This window comes from Flavicella sp., from assembly GCF_037132785.1.
Lineage (GTDB): Bacteria > Bacteroidota > Bacteroidia > Flavobacteriales > Flavobacteriaceae > Flavicella.
Genome location: NZ_JBAHZZ010000098.1, coordinates 15,649 through 34,705, shown reverse-complemented (window position 1 = coordinate 34,705; position 19,057 = coordinate 15,649). Strand labels below are relative to the sequence as shown.

The window sequence follows — 19,057 nt, the reverse complement described above, 5'->3', positions numbered from 1 at the left end:
CACAAGAAAAGATGAAGGAAAATTCAGAAAATCACATGAAAACACTTCAAAATGACTGCAAAAGGGTAGTCAAATATTTTAAACATCACAACATAAAATATGCTGCGTAAAACTAACGATATATAGATGCGAGGTTAATATGCTAATTTTACCATAATGGCTTTAGCCGAAAACAACACGACCCCAAAAACTGCTAAAATAACACCTAATGATTTTGTTTCTTTTACAATCATAAAACAAATATTGTGGTTTATATCTAAAAAAAGAAATCACCAAACTCTTTTACGATGTTCAGCTTAGAGTATTAAGCTTTAAAATACAACAATCAAGATCATATTTCAACAAAACAATTTATCATAAAAAACCATATATATTAAAAATGAGTTACCTATTATCAGGGTAAACACGAAAGTATTAACTTTGTAAATATGAAACTTAATGTCCAAGACTCTTTTAATAAAGAATTACCTGCAGACCCTATTCTTGAAAACTCCATACGGCAGGTTTCAAAATCTTGTTTTTCTTTTGTAAATCCTAAAAAGACTAAAAACCCATCGCTCGTTCACAGCTCTATTGAAGTTCAAGAGCTGTTAGGAATTAACAAAAAAGAGGTAGATTCTCAGAGTTTTACTGAAATATTTACAGGTAATAAAATTTTAAAAAACACAAAACCTTTTGCCATGTGTTATGGCGGGTACCAATTTGGAAACTGGGCTGGACAGTTAGGCGACGGACGTGCTATCAATTTAGCCGAAATAGAACACAATAATCTAAGTTGGGCTATTCAGCTAAAAGGTGCCGGAGAAACTCCTTATTCACGTACTGCTGATGGCCTAGCTGTTTTACGTTCTTCTGTTAGGGAATATTTATGTAGCGAAGCCATGTTTCATTTAGGAGTCCCAACGACTAGAGCTCTTTCCTTGGCTCTTACTGGTGATCAAGTATTGAGGGATATATTATATGATGGCAATCAAGGCTACGAAAAAGGTGCTATCGTTTGTAGAGTCGCTCCTTCATTTTTACGATTTGGAAGCTTTGAAATTTTCGCTGTTAAAAATGAAATCGATACCTTAAAAACTTTAGTTGATTATACGATAAAACAATTTTATCCTAAACTAGGAATTCCTTCCAAATCAATTTACCTACAATTTTTCAAAGAAGTTGCAAGCAAAACTTTAAATATGATTATTCATTGGCAACGTGTGGGATTTGTTCATGGCGTTATGAATACGGATAACCTTTCCATATTAGGACTAACCATAGATTATGGTCCTTATGGGTGGCTAGAAGGATATGATCATAACTGGACCCCGAATACTACAGATCTACAACACAAAAGGTATCGCTATGGAAACCAACCCAATATAGGTTTATGGAACCTATTACAACTAGCAAATGCTCTGTACGCATTGATTGAAGAAACAAGTGGACTTGAATCGATTCTTGATGAATATAAAACTGAATACGAGCAAAAAAATCTACAAATGATGCGTTCAAAACTTGGATTAATCCTCAAGGAAAAATCAGACAACGAATTAATTGAAGTATTAGAAAATTTACTACATCAATCCGAAACGGATATGACGATATTTTACAGAAAATTAGCAGACCTAAATAAGGAAGATTCCCCAGAAACAGCTTTACAAAAAATAAATTTTTCTTTTTACCAACCTCTTGAGATTGTCGATACTATTGAGAGAAAATGGCTTCTTTGGTTAGGGAGTTATCTAAATCGTATTTTAAGAGAAACCTTGACAAATTCAGACAGAAAAACGGCAATGAATTTAACTAACCCAAAATATGTTTTAAGAAATTATATGGCACAACTCGCCATAGAGGCTGCAGACAAAGGAAACTATAATATAATAGATGAACTTTACAAATTGTTAAAAAACCCATATGATGAACAAAAAAAATCAGAAAAATGGTTTGCAAAACGTCCAGATTGGGCAAAAAACAAAATAGGTTGCTCTATGTTATCATGTAGCTCTTAATACTAAATCAATTTTCATAAAAAACAATAAAGATGCATCAAATCACATTACTTTTCGCCGCGCTCTACGGACTATTTTCCGTTATCTTTGGAGCTTTTAGAGCCCATGCCTTAAAAAAAATAGTTTCAGAAGATCTTCAAAAAAGCTTTGAAACAGGTGTGAAATATCAAATGTATCATGCTATTGTACTATTAATTCTATCTAATACACTGGAATTTTCTAGCACTTTAGAAACTATTATGATCTCTTGTTTTATACTTGGAACATTTTTGTTCTCATTTAGCATCTATGGTTTGGTCTTAAGCAGCGCTAAAGGAAAAAAGCTTCGATTTCTTGGTCCAATCACTCCACTAGGCGGCTTGTTTTTGGTCGTTGCTTGGATTATGCTCCTAGTTTCCTCTTTCTAATAAACCTTAAAACAAATTTAAAAACCACTTGTCCTTTTCTAGGAATACAAATAAAATTCACATTCAATAAATGAAGAAAAATGCCTAGTCTTTCAACTAGGCATTTTTTATTTATTTTAAAATCTACCTTACAATAGTTTGTTTTCTATCTGGCCCTACAGAAACGATACTGATTTTAATTTCAGTCTCTTTTTCAATAAAAGCAATATATTCAGATAATTCTTTAGGAAATTCAGCTTCAGAAGAAATTTCAGTAATGTCTTCTTTCCACCCTTTGAATTCTTTATAGATAGGCTTTACGTTTTCTGGTTCAATATTATAAGGGAAATGCTCAATAATTTCTCCTTTATATTCATAAGCAGTACAAATTTTTAAAGTTTCGAATCCAGAAAGAACATCTCCTTTCATCATATTTAATTGAGTAACGCCGTTTATCTGACAAGCATATTTTAAAGCGACTAAATCTAACCAACCACATCTTCTAGCTCTACCGGTAGTAGCTCCAAATTCATGACCAAATTTAGCCATTCTAGCTCCATCTTCATCAAACAATTCAGTAGGAAATGGTCCAGATCCTACACGTGTTACGTATGCTTTAAATATACCATACACTTCACCAATTGAATTAGGCGCAATACCTAAACCTGTACAAGCTCCAGCGGCAGTAGTATTTGAAGAAGTAACAAAAGGATAAGTTCCAAAATCTACATCTAATAGAGATCCTTGTGCTCCTTCAGCTAAAATAGTTTTGTTTGCTTTAATTGCTTTGTGAAGATATTCTTCACTATCAATAAAAGTCATTTCTTTTAATCTTGCAACAGCAATATAAAATTCTTCTTTTAATTCGTCTAAATTATATTCTAATTCAATATCAAAGAAATCTAACAGTTTTAAGTGTTTCTGAGTTAAGATACCGAAAATTTCTTTCCAATTATCTAACTCTAAATCTCCGATACGCATACCATTACGACCTGTTTTATCCATATAAGTAGGTCCAATTCCTTTTAAAGTAGAACCAATTTTGGCTTTTCCTTTTGAAGCTTCAGAAGCAGCATCTAACAAACGGTGCGTAGGTAAAATTAAATGTGCTTTTCTAGAAATAAGAATCTTAGCATTTAAGTCTAAATTAAACTTCTCTAAATTTTCTAATTCTTTTTTAAAGACAACAGGGTCAATAACAACACCATTTCCAATGATATTTAAAGCATCATCATGAAAAATTCCAGAAGGAATTGTATGTAAAACATGTTTATGTCCATCAAAAATTAAAGTGTGTCCTGCGTTAGGCCCTCCTTGGAAACGAGAAATTAAGTTGTAATTCTTTGTAAGAACATCTACAATCTTACCTTTTCCTTCATCTCCCCATTGTAAGCCTAATAATAAATCTACAGCCATTATCTAAAAAATTAATTTGTTTTATTGTTTCTTTTTTCCGTAAAAATACAGTGAATGATCTTCAATTTCGATATTGAAAAACTCTTCAATAGATTTTTTTATATTTTGGATTCTAGGATCACAAAATTCAATAACCTCACCTGTATCTAGAATAACATGATCATGCTGTTTGTTAAAAAAACTTTTTTCATAATGTGCCTGATTTTGACCAAATTGGTGTTTTCTTACCAAACCACTACTTAGCAATAATTCTATTGTATTGTAAAGAGTAGCACGACTTACTCTATAGTTTTTATTCTTCATACTGATATACAATGACTCAATATCAAAATGATCTTCTAAATCATAAATTTCTTGAAGAATTGCAAATCTTTCAGGTGTTTTTCTGTGATTGTTATTTTCCAAAAACTTCACAAAAACAGCCTTTACGGTCTCTTGACTATTAATCTTATTTTCCATTGGTAAACTATTTTAAAATCGCAAAACGCAAATTTAACTTTATTTTTCATTTAGACGAGAGGATTTGTCAATTTATTTACTCGATTATTGGTTAATTACAGTAAAAATATTTTAAAAAAAACAAGAATCAAAGAACAAATCCCAAAACACCGATTATAGCTGACTCCTTTAATCGGTATATTATACTAACTAAAAATAAATTAATCTATGCGAATTACTTTATTAATCCCTTCAATTTTCAATATATTTTCAGTCAGCTTTTTCAGTTGTGTTTTGTTTTTAACATCTATAGTAATTTTTCCTTGAAAAACAGAACCTCTGGTAACCGAATTGATATTGTAAATATTCATATTCGAGTTTCCAGAAATAATTCTAGTCAAATTATTAAGAATTCCTAATTTATCTTCTCCACTAATCTCTAAGGTAACCTTAAAATTTCGTTTTGAAGAATCTATCCACTTGGCAAACATAACTCGATAAGCATAATTAGACTGCATGCTTATCGCATTTGGACAGTCAGACTTATGTACTTTTATACCATCATTAATCGTAAGAAAACCAAATACCTTATCTCCCGCAATTGGATTACAGCACATTGAGAGTTTATACTCTAACTTTTCTTCATCCTTTCCAAAAACTAATAAATCATAATTATTACTAAGTTCTTCGGTTTCTTCTTTCCCTTTCTTTCTTCCGCTCCGTTGGATTTTATTTTTAAAGAAATTGAAAATTAAATTACTTCTTTTATTCGCAAAAGATTTTAATTCAGAATTTTCAATAGAGCCAACTCCCACTCTATAAAACAAATCGAAACTCGTTTGTAATTTAAAAAAACTAACTAAACTACTAACAGTCTTGTCGTTAAACGGTATTTTTAACTGGCGAAGCTTTCTGGTTAACAATACTTTTCCTTCTTCAGAAATCCCCTTTTCTTCTTCTTTTAATGAAGCTCTAATTCTCGCTCTTGCTCTAGTGGTAACAACAAACTCCAACCAACGATTGTTTGGTTTCTTTACATTTGAAATAAGCACTTCTACCTGATCACCACTTCCTAAAACAGTATCCAACGGAGTCAATTTCCCATTTACTTTTACTCCCCTACACTTTAATCCAATATCCGTATGAATTGCAAAAGCAAAATCAAGAGCTGAAGCTCCTTTAGGTAATGTTTTTAATTCTCCTTTTGGAGTGAAAACAAAAATTTCTTCAGAGTATAGATTCAATTTAAAATCTTCAACAAAATCAATAGCATTTACACTTTTATTTTCTAAAGAATCTTTTAGGCGATCTAACCAAATTTCTAATCCTCTTTCATTTTGACTTCCTTGTTTGTATTTAAAATGCGCTGCATATCCTTTTTCTGCAATCTCATTCATTCTATCTGAACGGATTTGAATTTCAACCCAATTCCCTCCAGGTCCCATTACCGTAATATGTAACGACTCATATCCGGTGGTTTTTGGATTTGTTATCCAATCCCTTAATCGAAGTGGATTTGGATTGTACTGTTCTGTTATAATAGAATATATTTTCCATGCATCAAACTTTTCATTATTCTCATCAGATTTATAGATAATACGAATAGCAAATTTATCATATATCTCATCAAAACGAACCATTTGAGCACGCATTTTTCTACGTATAGAATAGATTGACTTTCTTCGACCTTTAATTTTATATTTGAATCCTTCATTATCCAACTTTTCTCTAATATTATCAGAGAATTTTTTTATATAAACTTTTTGTTCTTCTTTATTCGCATTCAGTTTTTGCTCAATGTCCTCAAATACTTCAGGTTCTGTATATTTTAGGCCTAAATCTTCCAATTCAGTCTTAATATTATACAAACCTAACCGATGTGCTAATGGGGCATAAATATAAAGTGTCTCTGATGCGATTTTTACTTGTTTATAACCAGGCATAGAATCCATGGTTTGCATATTATGTAATCTATCTGCTATTTTTATCAAAATAACACGCACATCATCATGTAAAGTCAAAAGCATTTTACGAAAGTTCTCTGCTTGAATTGATGCGTCTTGCTCTTTATTTAATTTTGATATTTTGGTAAGTCCGCTTACAATTTTAGCGATGGTTACTCCAAACAAACGCTCCATATCATTCACCGTATAAGGTGTATCCTCTACTACATCATGTAAAAGTGCGGCAGCAATTGACTCTGCTCCTAATCCTATTTCGTAAGCTACAATTTTAGCCACGGCTATCGGATGAAAAATATAGGGTTCACCTGTTTTTCTTCTTTGATCACTATGTGCTTCCAGAGCCAAATCAAAAGCTTTTCTTATAAGAACTTTATCTTCTTCAGAAAGGGTTTGATAAGTTCCTTTTAATAAATCTTTATATCTAGTAGCTATTTCTTTATTTTCTTCTTCTATCGTTGCATTATACATCATAAAACAAAAAACACTTTTTATAAATTAAAACTCAATTTATTTTCTCAAGTTCCGAATTCTCTCTAATAAGGATGGATGAGAATAATACATAAAAACAGTTGCTTTATGTGGTGTTAAATTACTCAAACTATTCTTAGAAAGTTTTTTTAGCGAACTTATTAAATCTTCCGAACTGGTATGTTCTTTGGCAAAATCATCTGCTTGATACTCAAATGTACGAGAAATCAAGTTCATAACAAGACCTGTAAATTCTGATATTGGAATATACAAAATACTAAATGTTATCAGTCCTATGTGGAAACTTGGAATCTCAACACCTAAAGCTTCTGATAATAAAGGGTTTCCTATCAATAAGGATAAAACATAAAGTGTAAATCCAGTTAGTAACATAAAAGTAATTAAATTAAAAATAATATGTTTTCCCTTATAATGCCCAACTTCATGTGCAAATACAGCAACAATTTCATCTGTTGACAATTCTTTAATCAAAGTATCGTACAAAACAATTCTTTTTTTTGTTCCGAAACCTGAAAAATAAGCATTCGCTTTTGTAGATCTTTTCGAACCATCAATTACAAATATTTTATCCAATTGAAATCCGATACTCTTTGTAAAATCTTCAAGTTTTATTTTCAATTCACCATCTTCTAAAAGTTTTTGCTTATTAAAAAGGGGAACTATCAGAGAGGAATAAAACAAATTCATAAATATTGTAAATGATGCTATCACACCCCAAGTAAATATCCAAAATTGATTTCCTAATCTTCCATAAAGCCATGTGATACAGACCAATAAAGGAGCTCCTAATAAAATGGCTAATAGCCAACCTTTTAATTGATCCAAGAAGAAAAGTTTTTTTGTCGATTTATTAAAACCAAATTTCTCTTCAATAACAAAAGTTTTATAATAGGAAAAAGGTATATTTAACAAATCACTTCCAAAAAACAAAATTCCAAAATAAATTAAAGCTTGAAAGATCTCATTATTCGTAAACCCTCGTACAATGTCATCTAACCATGAAAACCCTTCAAAAAAGAAAAAAGATAAGATTAATAGAATTGAAAAGCTATTTGTAAATAATGAAAAATCATAATTCGTTTTCTTATATTTTTGTGATTTTCTATATTCCTTTTCGTCGTATACATCAGCTAACGATTCAGGTAACTTATCATTAAAATGTTTTGCGTTAAAAAAAGAAATAATTTCTTCTTTCAGAAAATTAACAACTACAATTCCAACTAAAATATTAAATAAAAGTGATGGTGACATATGGTTTTAATTAGAAGTTATTGATTTAAACAAATGTACTAAGTTTATCAATAAGATAACCAAATTCACTAGTAAAGAAAAAAGTTAAGTTTATTGAAAATTTCTTTGTCTCGATGCTTCAAAAATCAAAATTGAGGCAGCAACAGAGACATTCATAGAGTCTATTTTTCCATTCATTGGAATAATGATTTTCTTAGTAGCTCCTTGTAACCACTCTTCAGACAAGCCTGTTGCTTCTGTTCCGACAACAATCGCAGATGAATTTGTAAAATCTTGATTTTGGTATAACTCAGAATTTTCTTTTAAAACAGCAGCATAAGAATTAATATTATGGTCCTTTAGATAGTTCAAAATCTCAGCAGTACTTCCTGTAGCAATTTGAGTAGTAAACAAACAACCTACACTACTTCTAATTATATTAGGGTTGTACAAATCTGTTTTAGGATTGGCAATAAATACTGCATCAATATTTGCAGCATCAGCCGTTCTAAGTAATGCTCCAATATTACCTGGTTTTTCTGGTGCTTCTGCTATTAGAATTAGTGGAGTTTTTCTTTTAAATAGAATATCTTTTAGGCTGTGAGATTTACTAATGACTACTGCTATTACTCCTTCGGTTGTTTTGCGGTAGGCTATTTTTTGATAAACATCCTTATTTACTTTAATAAAACAGACAGAATCAGGTAAGCGTGTTTGCATGTTCTGAATACATTCCAAGGAAATTATATCCAAACAGTAAAATATATTTTCAATTGCATAGTTACCAATAGTAGCCAACTCTATTTCACGTAATCCCTCAAGTAAAAAACTCCCTTTTACCCTCCTTATTCTAGATTTCTCCTTTAATAGAACAAGTTCTTTTATAAGTGAATTTTGAAGACTTACTATTTCTTTATGCATCTTATTAATTTTCAACAAAAATATACTATTCTGTCCTAAAAGCACAACGGCTACAATTAATTAAAACAATAATATTTGAGGAAATTTATTTTTCAATTTTTCAGAAAACTTAAATTCAAGAAATAAATGCAATTTTTAGAGGATTTTTAATTGATAGAATGAACTTTTTTCCTTTGACTATTTTTATCGAAAAATAATTTCTCAAAGATATTTTACAACAAATCTAAAATGATAACTTTGGAACATAATAAATAAACCTAATAAATGAAAGTTATAGATTTTTCAGAAATACAAATAAAAGCATATATAGATAAAATTAGACCTCCTAAAGAGCTTCGAAGTCAAGTTGATGTATCCTGTTCATATAAAAACAATACGTTTGAAATCTTTGAAATACGACCTAATTGGGCGGACAAAAACATAATACAGAACCTCCCAATTGCAAAGGCAAAATACGTGAAAACAAAAAAAACATGGAGTGTTTATTGGATGACTTCAAATGAAAAATGGATACTATACAAGCCGAAACCAAGAGTAGAAAAGCTATCGGATTTTATTGAACTATTAGTAAAAGATGAAAATGGATGTTTTTGGGGCTGATTTCAAAGGATTTAATTCATACCTCCAAAACAAATTATACAATTCGAATTTAAACTGAACTTTATATTCATGAAATCATTGGCTAAACTAGTAAATCAGGTAAATATTGCTTCTCCTCCAATGAGAACTGCTACAAACATTAAAAATGTCATGAAATTTATTAGCAGGTTTCAAAAAAGAAAATAACATACAAGATGGCGAGTGGATTGTTGGTTGGGGTTATGACCTGGATCTATTAGTGTACATTCCTGAAATAGGTTGACTAAAAATTAAACACTTAATTATAGTCACTTATGAAAACACAAAAGGACAACTGTCCAAAACCTACTACCAAAAAAGAACTTTTGAGCATAAATTATTCGTCATTGACCAAATAAAAAACGGTCAGATTTCAGTTAATTATGCTTCCAAAAAGTATAACATTTCCAGATCTTCTATTAATTATTGGATTAAAAAACATGCTACCTTTGAGCAAAGTAGAAAATCTGTGTACCAAAGCAAAATATCAAAAAATAATAGAGTGTCATGAGTTTGCTGAAGCTCTAGAAATAAACAAAAATAACATTGCTAAAAACCTTGAAATATATACACAAAGACAAGCCATTGTAGAACATCCATTTGGAACTATGAAAAGACAATGGGGATTTGACCACATTATGACAAAGAAATCCATTAAAAGAGCCTCTGCTGATGTTGGATTTATTTTTTTAGCATACAACCTAAAAAGAATTATAAACACGATAGGTATCGAGAAATTAATAGGTCTAATTACTCATTTATCAATGGTCTTAACTTTTAAAATAGCCGAAAACAACTACAAAAATACATTTACAATCTATTTAAATAAAAAATATAATGAATTACAACTCTTCAAATATTAATCCGTTTTTTTCGTGAATTTGAATCCTTAAACAAGTAAAAGGAGGTTTTTAGACAAACTGCCGTTGTGCATCATACAAAAAGACAATCGAAATACAAATAAATGAGTGACCATAAAAAACTATTGTCTTGCTGGCATAAATTAGAACATTTTAGCCCAGCTTCTACACCAAAGGCTTCTGAAAAAAATATTGAACTACTTAATGATATAGAACCTTGGAAAACCCCATACAAAACCCAAGACCCAAATAAAACAATTGAATATACAATTTACTTAGGTGTATTCGATTCTTCTGTTGCAAATGAATTTGTGAAAGAATATTTTAAAGACACAAAAAAAGATGAAAATTTCAGAAATTCAAAAATTTGTTACGCTTCTTTAAAACTAGATATTGAAGGTAAATATATTAATGACTCATTTGGAATATCCACTTTTCCTTGGGCTTTAAACCAATTAGAAAACAACAAAATAAAAAATGATAATTGGGAACTTTCCTTTCAAACTGTTAAGGACAATTTACTTGAATATCTTGAATTAATTTTTAAAGAAACTATCACTAATTCATCTGATGAAATAATAAAAGTATCAACTGTGGTTAATAACCAGCAACTTTTGAAGTTTCAAAATAAAGTAGAATCAATTAGTAATTGGAGTGTAAAACCACCTAAGGAAATATATGTAAAAAGAATTGAAAAATTCAAAAGTAAAAACGAAACTAAATCTACTGCTGATATTCTTAATAGTTTCTATATAACCGATTTAGAAAAAATAATTTCTGTTTACGATAAAAAATCAATTCCAAAAGCTTTTCAACAATACTTAGACGGCAGCTTAAATAAGAAATCAAGTAGATTAGATGTTTCTAAGAACATAGAAGAGTTAAAAACTAACTTATCACCTTCTAATTATCCTGATGGATGTTGGCCTTCTGAATATACTTTAAGCTTAATGCAACAATTTGCTGTAAATAATATTTTCAATAATCTATCAGAAAACAATCAAGAAGGTATGTTTTCGGTTAATGGTCCTCCTGGAACAGGAAAAACAACTTTACTTAGAGATATTATTGCTCCAATAATTGTAAAAAGAGCAAAAGAACTAATCAAAATCACGAATCCTTCTGATGCATTTAAAAAAGTAGGTTCTATTCAAATAACGGAGAAATTTTCACCTTTTATCTACGAACCATTAGAATCTATATCGAATGGCGGAATTGTTATTGCATCTTCTAATAACGGAGCTGTAGAAAATATTTCTAAAGAATTACCTTTAAAAGAAGAAGTTTCAAAACAATACCATTCTGAAATATCCTATTTTAAAAATGTTGCTGAAAACTGTATTAATAAAGAAAATTGGGGGATTATATCTGCTGTTTTAGGTAATAAACAAAATAGGAATTCATTAGTAAGTAACTTATGGTTCAATAAAGATTTACAAAACACTTTAAAAGAAGATAAAATCTTTGATAATTCTGAATGGGAATCTGTAAAAGCCACTTTTAAAAATAAGCTAAATGAAATTTCAGAAGAGAAGAAAAGGTTAGAAACATTTAAAAAAGAGTATGAAACCTTTGTCTACGTCAAAAAGACACTTTTTGAAACAATTCAAAATTTAGAACATACAAAAAAGCAATATGAAACTTCAAAAAGGAAATACCATATTCAGAAAGACAAAGTACTAAGTCTTGATAATAATAAAAAATCTATAATTAACGAACTAGCCGTTATAAAGAGCAGTAAACCAAACTTTCTCTCTTATTGGTTCAATAAAAACAAACGAAATACTTATAAAAAAGCTTTAGAAAACGCACTTAATACATATAACCAAATTTCAGATAAATTAAATATTGAAATTCCAATTTTATCAAAAAATGAAACTGAGTTTAATCGTTTAGATTCTTTACTTCAAAGTCAAGAAGGTGAAAAGGCTATTTTAACAAAACAAGTAGAAGGTTTAACTACAAAAACTGAGAAAGCACGATTGGAATTAAAAAATAACTATGCAGATTTAAAGTATTGGAAAAACATAGAATCTAAAAAATCTCAAGAATCTTGTCCTTGGTATTCAGAAAAATTAAAGAAATTACAATCTGAATTGTTCATTATTTCCCTGAAGTTAAATGAAATATTTATTTTAACTGCTAATGCAACTTCTAGCAGAATTTCAACAACACTTGCAGGGTTTTTTGAATATTTAAAAGGAGGTTCTACCCCTTCTAAAAAAGAAATAAAAGGAATGTGGAATACATTCTTTCTTGTAATTCCTGTAATTTCTTCCACATTTGCTTCAATACAAACAATGTTTAAAGATTTAGGTAAAGAAGATATTCCTTGGTTATTTATTGATGAAGCAGGTCAAGCAATCCCTCAAGCTGCTGCAGGCTCAATATGGCGTTCAAAAAGAGTTGGCGTAGTTGGCGACCCATTTCAAATAGAACCAGTTGTAACTATTCCTAATTCTATAACCGATAACATTAGCAATTATTTTGATTTGGGCAAAGACAATATAAGTTCAGAGCTCTCAGTACAATCAATGGCAGATAGAATTAATCCTTTAGGCTCTTACTTAACAATTAACAGCAAAGAAGAATGGATAGGAATTCCATTAAGGGTTCATAGAAGATGTATAAGTCCTATGTTTGAAATATCAAACAACATTGCTTACGATAATACAATGTATTGCTCTACTGCAAGCCCAAAAAGGATTAGCGTAAATTTCAAAACATCATTTATACATTGTAAAGGGATTGTAGAAGAAAGGCACTTTGTACAAGAACAAGCCGAAAAAATTAAAGAGATTTTAATTGATGAAATTAACTTTTCTAAAACTTTACCTGATGTTTTTGTTATCACTCCTTTTAGTCAAATAAGTTATTTGCTTAATTCTTTTCTTTTTAAACATCTAATAAATGAGATAAAGAAATACAAAGAAATAGATAGTAAAGAAATGACAGTATGGTTGAAAAGCCACATTGGAACAGTTCATACTTTTCAAGGGAAACAAGCGGAAGGTGTGATTTTATGCTTAGGTCTTGATGAAACAACAAAAGGAGCAGCAAATTGGGCTTCACAAAAACCGAATTTATTAAATGTTGCTATTACAAGAGCTAAATATAGATTTATAGCTATTGGAGATAAAGATATTTGGCTGAAAAAAGCTTACTTTAATCAATTAAATAAACTTGGTGAAGAAGTACGAATGCACAACAAAGAACTGTGGTAAAAAACAAAACCGTAACGGGGCTATGCTTATATTTTTTATTTCATCTAAAGAAAAAAATAATTCAAATTTATTATCAACTAATCTGAAATTCATTTGGTATTATACCAAATGGCTTGATTCCGTTAGGGATTATTAAAAGAATAATACCATTGTATAAGGAAATTAACATACGATTTTTTGGAAGGCAGAGGCTAAACATTTGTGCATTTCAAATAATATAAGTTGAGATGAAGCAGACATACGATTGGACAAAATCCATTTTAATTTTACTTATATCTATGCATTCTTGTCTCAATTAGATTTTTGTTGATTTTACTTTTCGTTTTTCTAATTGAACTCTAATTTCATGAGCCCGTTGTTCGGTCATATCATAACCTAGCATCACTAAAATAGCAATAAAGGTTCCTAGTATAGGTAAGCCAGAAAAGAAAATTCTTAATCCAGTAATAGCTCCTTCTGGCTGTGATGCAGCAGTAGCATCAAAACCTATAAATGACATGATCAGACCACTCAATAATCCTGCTATTGCAAATCCAAATTTTACCATCCACCAATATATAGCACCAAAAACACCTTCTCTACGTAGTCCCGTTTTTAATTCATCAAAGTCAATTACATCTGCCGTCATTGACATCATAAGAGTAAATAGACTCCCTATTCCAAAGGCGAAAAATGGCAACGCAAAAATGAACATATAGGGTTTTCCAGGTACAAACAGAAACCAAAGTAAAATATAGCCTACAATAGAAATACTTTGAGATACTATAAATGCATTTTTCTTACCCATTACTTTAGACATTTTCGTTACAATCGGAATGACTAAAAAGGTTGTTGCCAAGGCACCAAGACTACCAAAAAGAGTAGGCCATATTCCGGCAGCTTCAGCATCTCCATTAAATAAATAATATACAACAATAAAAAAAGTAAAAGCAGCAACTGTATTAAAAGCATTGTACACCAAAAAAGTGGCAATACATAATTTTCTAAACGGTTTATTTTTAAACGCTTCCTTAAACCCTTCAATAATTCCATTAAAACTGTTCCCTATATTTTTCACATTTAGGGGTGCATAATTTTCGTTAACGGTAGATTTACTTTTAATAAAAATAGCAGGTACCATTGCAAAAATCATACAAATAACTCCAACCCAAACGGCTATCGTTCTGGTTGCAATATCAGCAGATTCAAACCACCCTTGATCGTACATGATTACCCAGAACCAAGGAGCAATAACCCATGCCCATTGACCAATCCATTGTGCTACAGCCATAATATTTGTTCGTTCGTGGAAGTCGTTACTCATCTCATAACCCATTGCAACATACGGCACACTAAAAATTGTTAGCCCTAAATAAAACACGAAAGACCATAATATAAAATAAACAAAGTTATAATCTAAACCATTTTCTCTATGTAATTGCCACAAAATAGAGAATGAAATCCCCATTATTAAGGCACCTATAAACACATACTGTCTTCGTCTTCCCCATTTCGATTTTGTATTGTCTGAAATAAAGCCCATAATTGGATCTGTGATAGAATCAAAAATCCTAGGTAAAAAGAAAATCACACCCCACATCCAACCAGGAAACCCTAAATCCTTCACCAATACAACCATAAAGATCCCCATTGCTGCAGGAAACATTTGATTGGCGAGCATTCCAATTCCGAAGGCAACTTTTTGACCAAAAGGAACTTTGTTTGACGTTATAGGCATGATTATATGATTTAGTTAAGTTTAGAATTTGGAATTACTACTGTTTGAATCGCGTTTGCATCAATTGCAAAACTTACTGATTTTTCATTTAAGATTAGATTAATGCTTTTTACAGTTTCGGTTTCATTAAAGATTATAACAGATATCGATTTATCTGGGTTAAGAGCAGCAGTTACCAAAAGTGATTCATCAGAATTTTCAAAACCAATACGTTGTGCTTCTGGACGAATGTATCTACTAAAATGACTCATTGTATAATACAACGGAGTAAAATATACCTCATCATTTTCTGGATCAACAATAATGGGAGCAACACACCAATTTTCAAACCAGTTTGGACCTCCTTGTTTGTCTAAAACCATATTCCAATCTATCCAGCCATCAACCCAATTATTAAGACAACCAATAATATCTCTAGCATAACGATTTACTGGAGCATATTTTGGATGCAAATGTTTATCCTCTTCAGGAGCCCAGTCCCAACCCCAATCTGTTGCTTCTTTGGACCAATACCATTTATCATCTTTCCACCTTGGAATTTCAGAATCTACACAGGCTTCCGTTTGAATTAAATATTTATCTGGTGCTTTATCATGTGCATATTGTAAGGTTTTTGGGAATACTTCGTAAGTACTAGCATACCAATGTATAGCAGTACCATCAAAATATTTTGAAGCTTCTTTGTCATCAAACATTACATCTACCCATTCTTTTAAATGATCTCTGTTTTGGTCATAACCCAATATCTTAATATATCCTTTTCCATCTGCATCTAGTTTTGGTCCTAAATGATTTGCAACAAAAGTGTTCATTTCTTCTGCTGTATAATGCATGCTTTCCCAATTGTTTCCATTTCCAAGAGGTTCGTTTTCTATTGTAATCCCCCAAATATCAATGCCTTCTTCGTTATAAGCATCTATGTATTTTGAAAAGAAAAGTGCCCAAGTGTCATAGTATTCAGGTAGTAATTTCCCTCCAACCCAACTTTTATTATCCTTCATCCAAGGAGGTGAAGTCCAAGGAGATGACACGATTTTAAATCCATCTTTAGAAATCGCCATTGCATCTTTGATGAAAGGAATTATATCACCTTTATCTTCTTCAATAGAAAAGTGTTTTAACTCTATATCATTTTCTACTGGAGCATAAGAATAGTTGCTTAATGAAAAATCACTAGAATTAATATGCGTTCTAGTAAGTGAGTATTTGGCTCCTTCTTCTCCAAAATAAGCTTGAATAATTAGTTCTCTATTTTCTTTACTTAGTTGATTTAGTAGATAAGCAGAAGATTCGGTAAACGAACCGCCAAAACCTGTAATGGTTTGAAATTTTTGCTCGGGTAATATTTTTATTGTTGTTTTAACTTCTGAAGTTGGAAACTCTGTAATTCTACTTAATTTGTTTCCCGTAGCTGAAGTTTCATAAACTTCAATTTCCAATTTGTTTTTGTTTGAACAAGAGTTCAACACCATACTTATTATTAGTAAAATGCTAAATATTTTCAAGTTTTTCATTTTTTTAGATTTTAGTTTGCTACTTTATTACTATATTTTTCTTTAATTACATAAAAAGTCAATTTCTTCTTTCTATTAATATCAACAATTCCCCAATATTCTTCATTTGGCGTCCCGTCATAAGGTACTCCAGTACTGTTTGGAGCCCATCCACCAATATCTTGAACAGCATTGTTACCCGATTTCCACCAGCCATCAGTAAATGAAAACATTGTAACACCAGAACAGATTTCTTGATTGTTAAAAACACTCGTTAAAATATTGGCATTTGCATCTGCTTGTGCCTGCTCATTTACTCCTTTTTCATATCCGTTTTTAGTTATCGTCATATAGCTGTCGCTACCTGCTTCAGATAGATACATTGGTTTATTACTAACAGATTTCCATTGGGCGAAAATTTCAGTTGGATTATCCCATCTATAAACATTCATTCCCCAAACATCTATCTCAGTACATACTGCAAGTGTTTGTTGATCTGGTAATTCACCATGTGCTGTTGTTACAGGATGTCTATTATCAATCTCGTGAATTATTTTAGCACTTTCATTCAGTATTTTATACCAGTTTTTAATATCATCATTAAACCATTCTGGATGAAAATTATATTCATTGCCTAATTCCCATAATAAAATTGCGTTGTGGGATTTATACTTTTCTACATAATCAATGTATGAACCAGATTGAATATCATAAATACCATTTTGGTCGTATCCAAAACCAATAATAACCTTTAACCCTGCGGCATGAATTTCATCTAGAACATCGATATCATCAATTGGTTCATATACTCTGATGGTATTAATACCAGCGTCTACCATCAACGCTAAATCTTGTGTTAAAGTTTCGAAGTTTCTAATATCACTTCCTTTTGGCACTGGATGGTAGCAAATACCTTTAATTATATACGGTGATTCATTAACCAAAATCTGACGATCAGAAACAGTGACTTTATTTACTCCATATTTATTACAAGAAATAAGATTTCCAATAAGCAGAAGTATGATTAATAGCTGATTTAATTTGATTTTATTAGTCATTGAAATAGTATTATTTTTTTATTGGAGGTATTGAAACATCTTTTAAAAGAGCTTCCAAATTTCCGTTGTATGTTTTAGTAATAGCTTGTCCATCTCTAGTTAACCCTTTAAAAGCGCCATTATCTACCAATTCCCACAATCCGTATTTAGCCTTTCCTTTTGCAGTAATCAAACCAAAATGATTTTCTGATCCTTCTGGATTTTCAACATCTTTCCAAGGTTCATCAAAGCCTTCAAAATAGAAACACGATATTCCGTTTTCATTGGTCCAGTTTCTAATTAAGTTGTGAAATTTCGCCTCCTTATACTCGTCTGCTGCCTTTGATCCATCAGAGCCATACAACTCATTTGAAATAGTTGTCCAACCAGTTTCTCCAATATGAATTGGCTTGTTAACTCCAATACTCTTCATGTAATTTGAAACACCTTCATATTGTTTTATGGCATAGTCCAACGTACGTTGCATAGCCAAATCAATTTTTTTAAGATCTGACAAATCGGATTCGGATTCTAGCACTCCCCAAAAAGAAGGGTTGTAATGCGTATCATGCATTGGATATGTATGCATCGAAATAAAATCTACTGCATTTATCAATTCATTTAATTCTGCTACATGATATTGAGATTCTCCACCGCCCCAAGACGCAAAATTATCTGAACTTGTAATCCATAAATTATCTGAGAGTTTTTTTGTTTTTTTCAACTCTTGTAAGTGATTTACCCACTTTAGAATTATCCAAGGTTCTACAAAATAACCAGCTTGCCATTTTACCATTGCCTCATTACCAACCGCTAACACTTTAACAATATCTGGGTATCTATTTGCTAATACCACAGCCTTTTCTATTTCTATAGCGTTTCGCTCACTCTCTTCATGATGAACCAAGGGCTGGTCTGTCCATGCGTTTTTACAATCTATCCAAATCCCTAACATTACATACATCTCAAAAGATGGGTCTTGTTGCTTTATTTCACGAATAGCCTTTAAAAGATTGGATGCATGTGGTAAATTCAATTTATAGGTACGTACAATCCCAACGTCCATTGCAGAGAGAATTTTCATATCTTCTTTTAATTGATCTATTGTTGGCTCTATACTGTGATCAGCATGTCGATATCCTCCATATGACATTGCTAAATAATTTGGATTTCCTAATATTTCTTTTGCTGATTTATCTATTGTTTTTGTTGACTTACTTTGGGTGTTTTTTTTAACACAACTCATAAATAATGTTGACATTAGTACTAT

Annotated in this window: 14 protein-coding genes; 5 read left to right on the top strand and 9 right to left on the bottom strand. The window is 30.9% G+C overall.

What is annotated here, in order from left to right; genetic code table 11:
* Positions 1-428: 428 nt before the first annotated feature.
* Together V5787_RS06705 and V5787_RS06700 are read left to right on the top strand one after the other, a co-directional pair.
* Positions 429-1,994, top strand: a complete 1,566-nt coding sequence (locus tag V5787_RS06705) for a YdiU family protein (protein WP_336892489.1) — start codon at positions 429-431, stop codon at positions 1,992-1,994.
* Positions 1,995-2,026: 32 nt separating this feature from the next.
* On the top strand, positions 2,027-2,401 hold the full coding sequence (locus V5787_RS06700) for a DUF423 domain-containing protein (protein ID WP_336892488.1): 375 nt from the start codon (positions 2,027-2,029) through the stop codon (positions 2,399-2,401).
* A gap of 123 nt (positions 2,402-2,524) precedes the next feature.
* Here the strand turns inward: V5787_RS06700 and V5787_RS06695 are convergent, their stop codons facing one another.
* The 5 genes from V5787_RS06695 to V5787_RS06675 all read right to left on the bottom strand — a co-directional run bounded on the left by V5787_RS06695 (position 2,525) and on the right by V5787_RS06675 (position 8,838).
* On the bottom strand, positions 2,525-3,796 hold the full coding sequence (locus tag V5787_RS06695; RefSeq protein ID WP_336892487.1) for an adenylosuccinate synthase: 1,272 nt from the start codon (positions 3,794-3,796) through the stop codon (positions 2,525-2,527).
* 21 nt (positions 3,797-3,817) lie between these two features.
* Positions 3,818-4,255, bottom strand: coding sequence for a transcriptional repressor (locus tag V5787_RS06690; protein WP_336892486.1), 438 nt, complete (start codon positions 4,253-4,255; stop codon positions 3,818-3,820).
* 200 nt (positions 4,256-4,455) lie between these two features.
* Positions 4,456-6,669: a RelA/SpoT family protein gene (locus V5787_RS06685; protein WP_336892485.1), complete on the bottom strand. Its 2,214-nt coding sequence runs from the start codon at positions 6,667-6,669 to the stop codon at positions 4,456-4,458.
* A 36-nt stretch (positions 6,670-6,705) separates the two neighbouring features.
* The gene (locus V5787_RS06680; protein WP_336892484.1) at positions 6,706-7,938 is read right to left on the bottom strand and encodes a M48 family metallopeptidase; all 1,233 of its coding nucleotides are present in this window, start codon (positions 7,936-7,938) and stop codon (positions 6,706-6,708) included.
* A 90-nt stretch (positions 7,939-8,028) separates the two neighbouring features.
* The gene (locus tag V5787_RS06675) at positions 8,029-8,838 is read right to left on the bottom strand and encodes a TrmH family RNA methyltransferase (protein WP_336892483.1); all 810 of its coding nucleotides are present in this window, start codon (positions 8,836-8,838) and stop codon (positions 8,029-8,031) included.
* 264 nt (positions 8,839-9,102) lie between these two features.
* On the opposite strand from V5787_RS06675, the gene V5787_RS06670 reads away from it, so the two are divergent.
* From V5787_RS06670 to V5787_RS06660, 3 genes are all read left to right on the top strand, one after another.
* Positions 9,103-9,438 (top strand): DUF3024 domain-containing protein, encoded by a 336-nt coding sequence (locus V5787_RS06670; protein WP_336892482.1) that lies wholly within the window; start codon positions 9,103-9,105, stop codon positions 9,436-9,438.
* A 467-nt stretch (positions 9,439-9,905) separates the two neighbouring features.
* Positions 9,906-10,319, top strand: a complete 414-nt coding sequence (locus V5787_RS06665; RefSeq protein WP_336892481.1) for a transposase — start codon at positions 9,906-9,908, stop codon at positions 10,317-10,319.
* 101 nt (positions 10,320-10,420) lie between these two features.
* The gene (locus V5787_RS06660; RefSeq protein ID WP_336892480.1) at positions 10,421-13,540 is read left to right on the top strand and encodes an AAA domain-containing protein; all 3,120 of its coding nucleotides are present in this window, start codon (positions 10,421-10,423) and stop codon (positions 13,538-13,540) included.
* Between the two features lie 295 nt (positions 13,541-13,835).
* On the opposite strand, the gene V5787_RS06655 is transcribed toward V5787_RS06660, so the two are convergent.
* From V5787_RS06655 to V5787_RS06640, 4 genes are read right to left on the bottom strand one after another with little or no spacing between them, the layout of a single operon-like run.
* Positions 13,836-15,257 (bottom strand): MFS transporter, encoded by a 1,422-nt coding sequence (locus V5787_RS06655; RefSeq protein WP_336892479.1) that lies wholly within the window; start codon positions 15,255-15,257, stop codon positions 13,836-13,838.
* A gap of 11 nt (positions 15,258-15,268) precedes the next feature.
* On the bottom strand, positions 15,269-16,771 hold the full coding sequence (locus V5787_RS06650; protein WP_336892478.1) for a glycoside hydrolase family 30 protein: 1,503 nt from the start codon (positions 16,769-16,771) through the stop codon (positions 15,269-15,271).
* Between the two features lie 11 nt (positions 16,772-16,782).
* Positions 16,783-17,808, bottom strand: coding sequence for a glycoside hydrolase family 2 TIM barrel-domain containing protein (locus V5787_RS06645; protein ID WP_336892477.1), 1,026 nt, complete (start codon positions 17,806-17,808; stop codon positions 16,783-16,785).
* Positions 17,809-17,818: 10 nt separating this feature from the next.
* The gene (locus V5787_RS06640) at positions 17,819-19,033 is read right to left on the bottom strand and encodes a glycosyl hydrolase family 17 (protein ID WP_336892476.1); all 1,215 of its coding nucleotides are present in this window, start codon (positions 19,031-19,033) and stop codon (positions 17,819-17,821) included.
* Positions 19,034-19,057 lie beyond the last annotated feature (24 nt).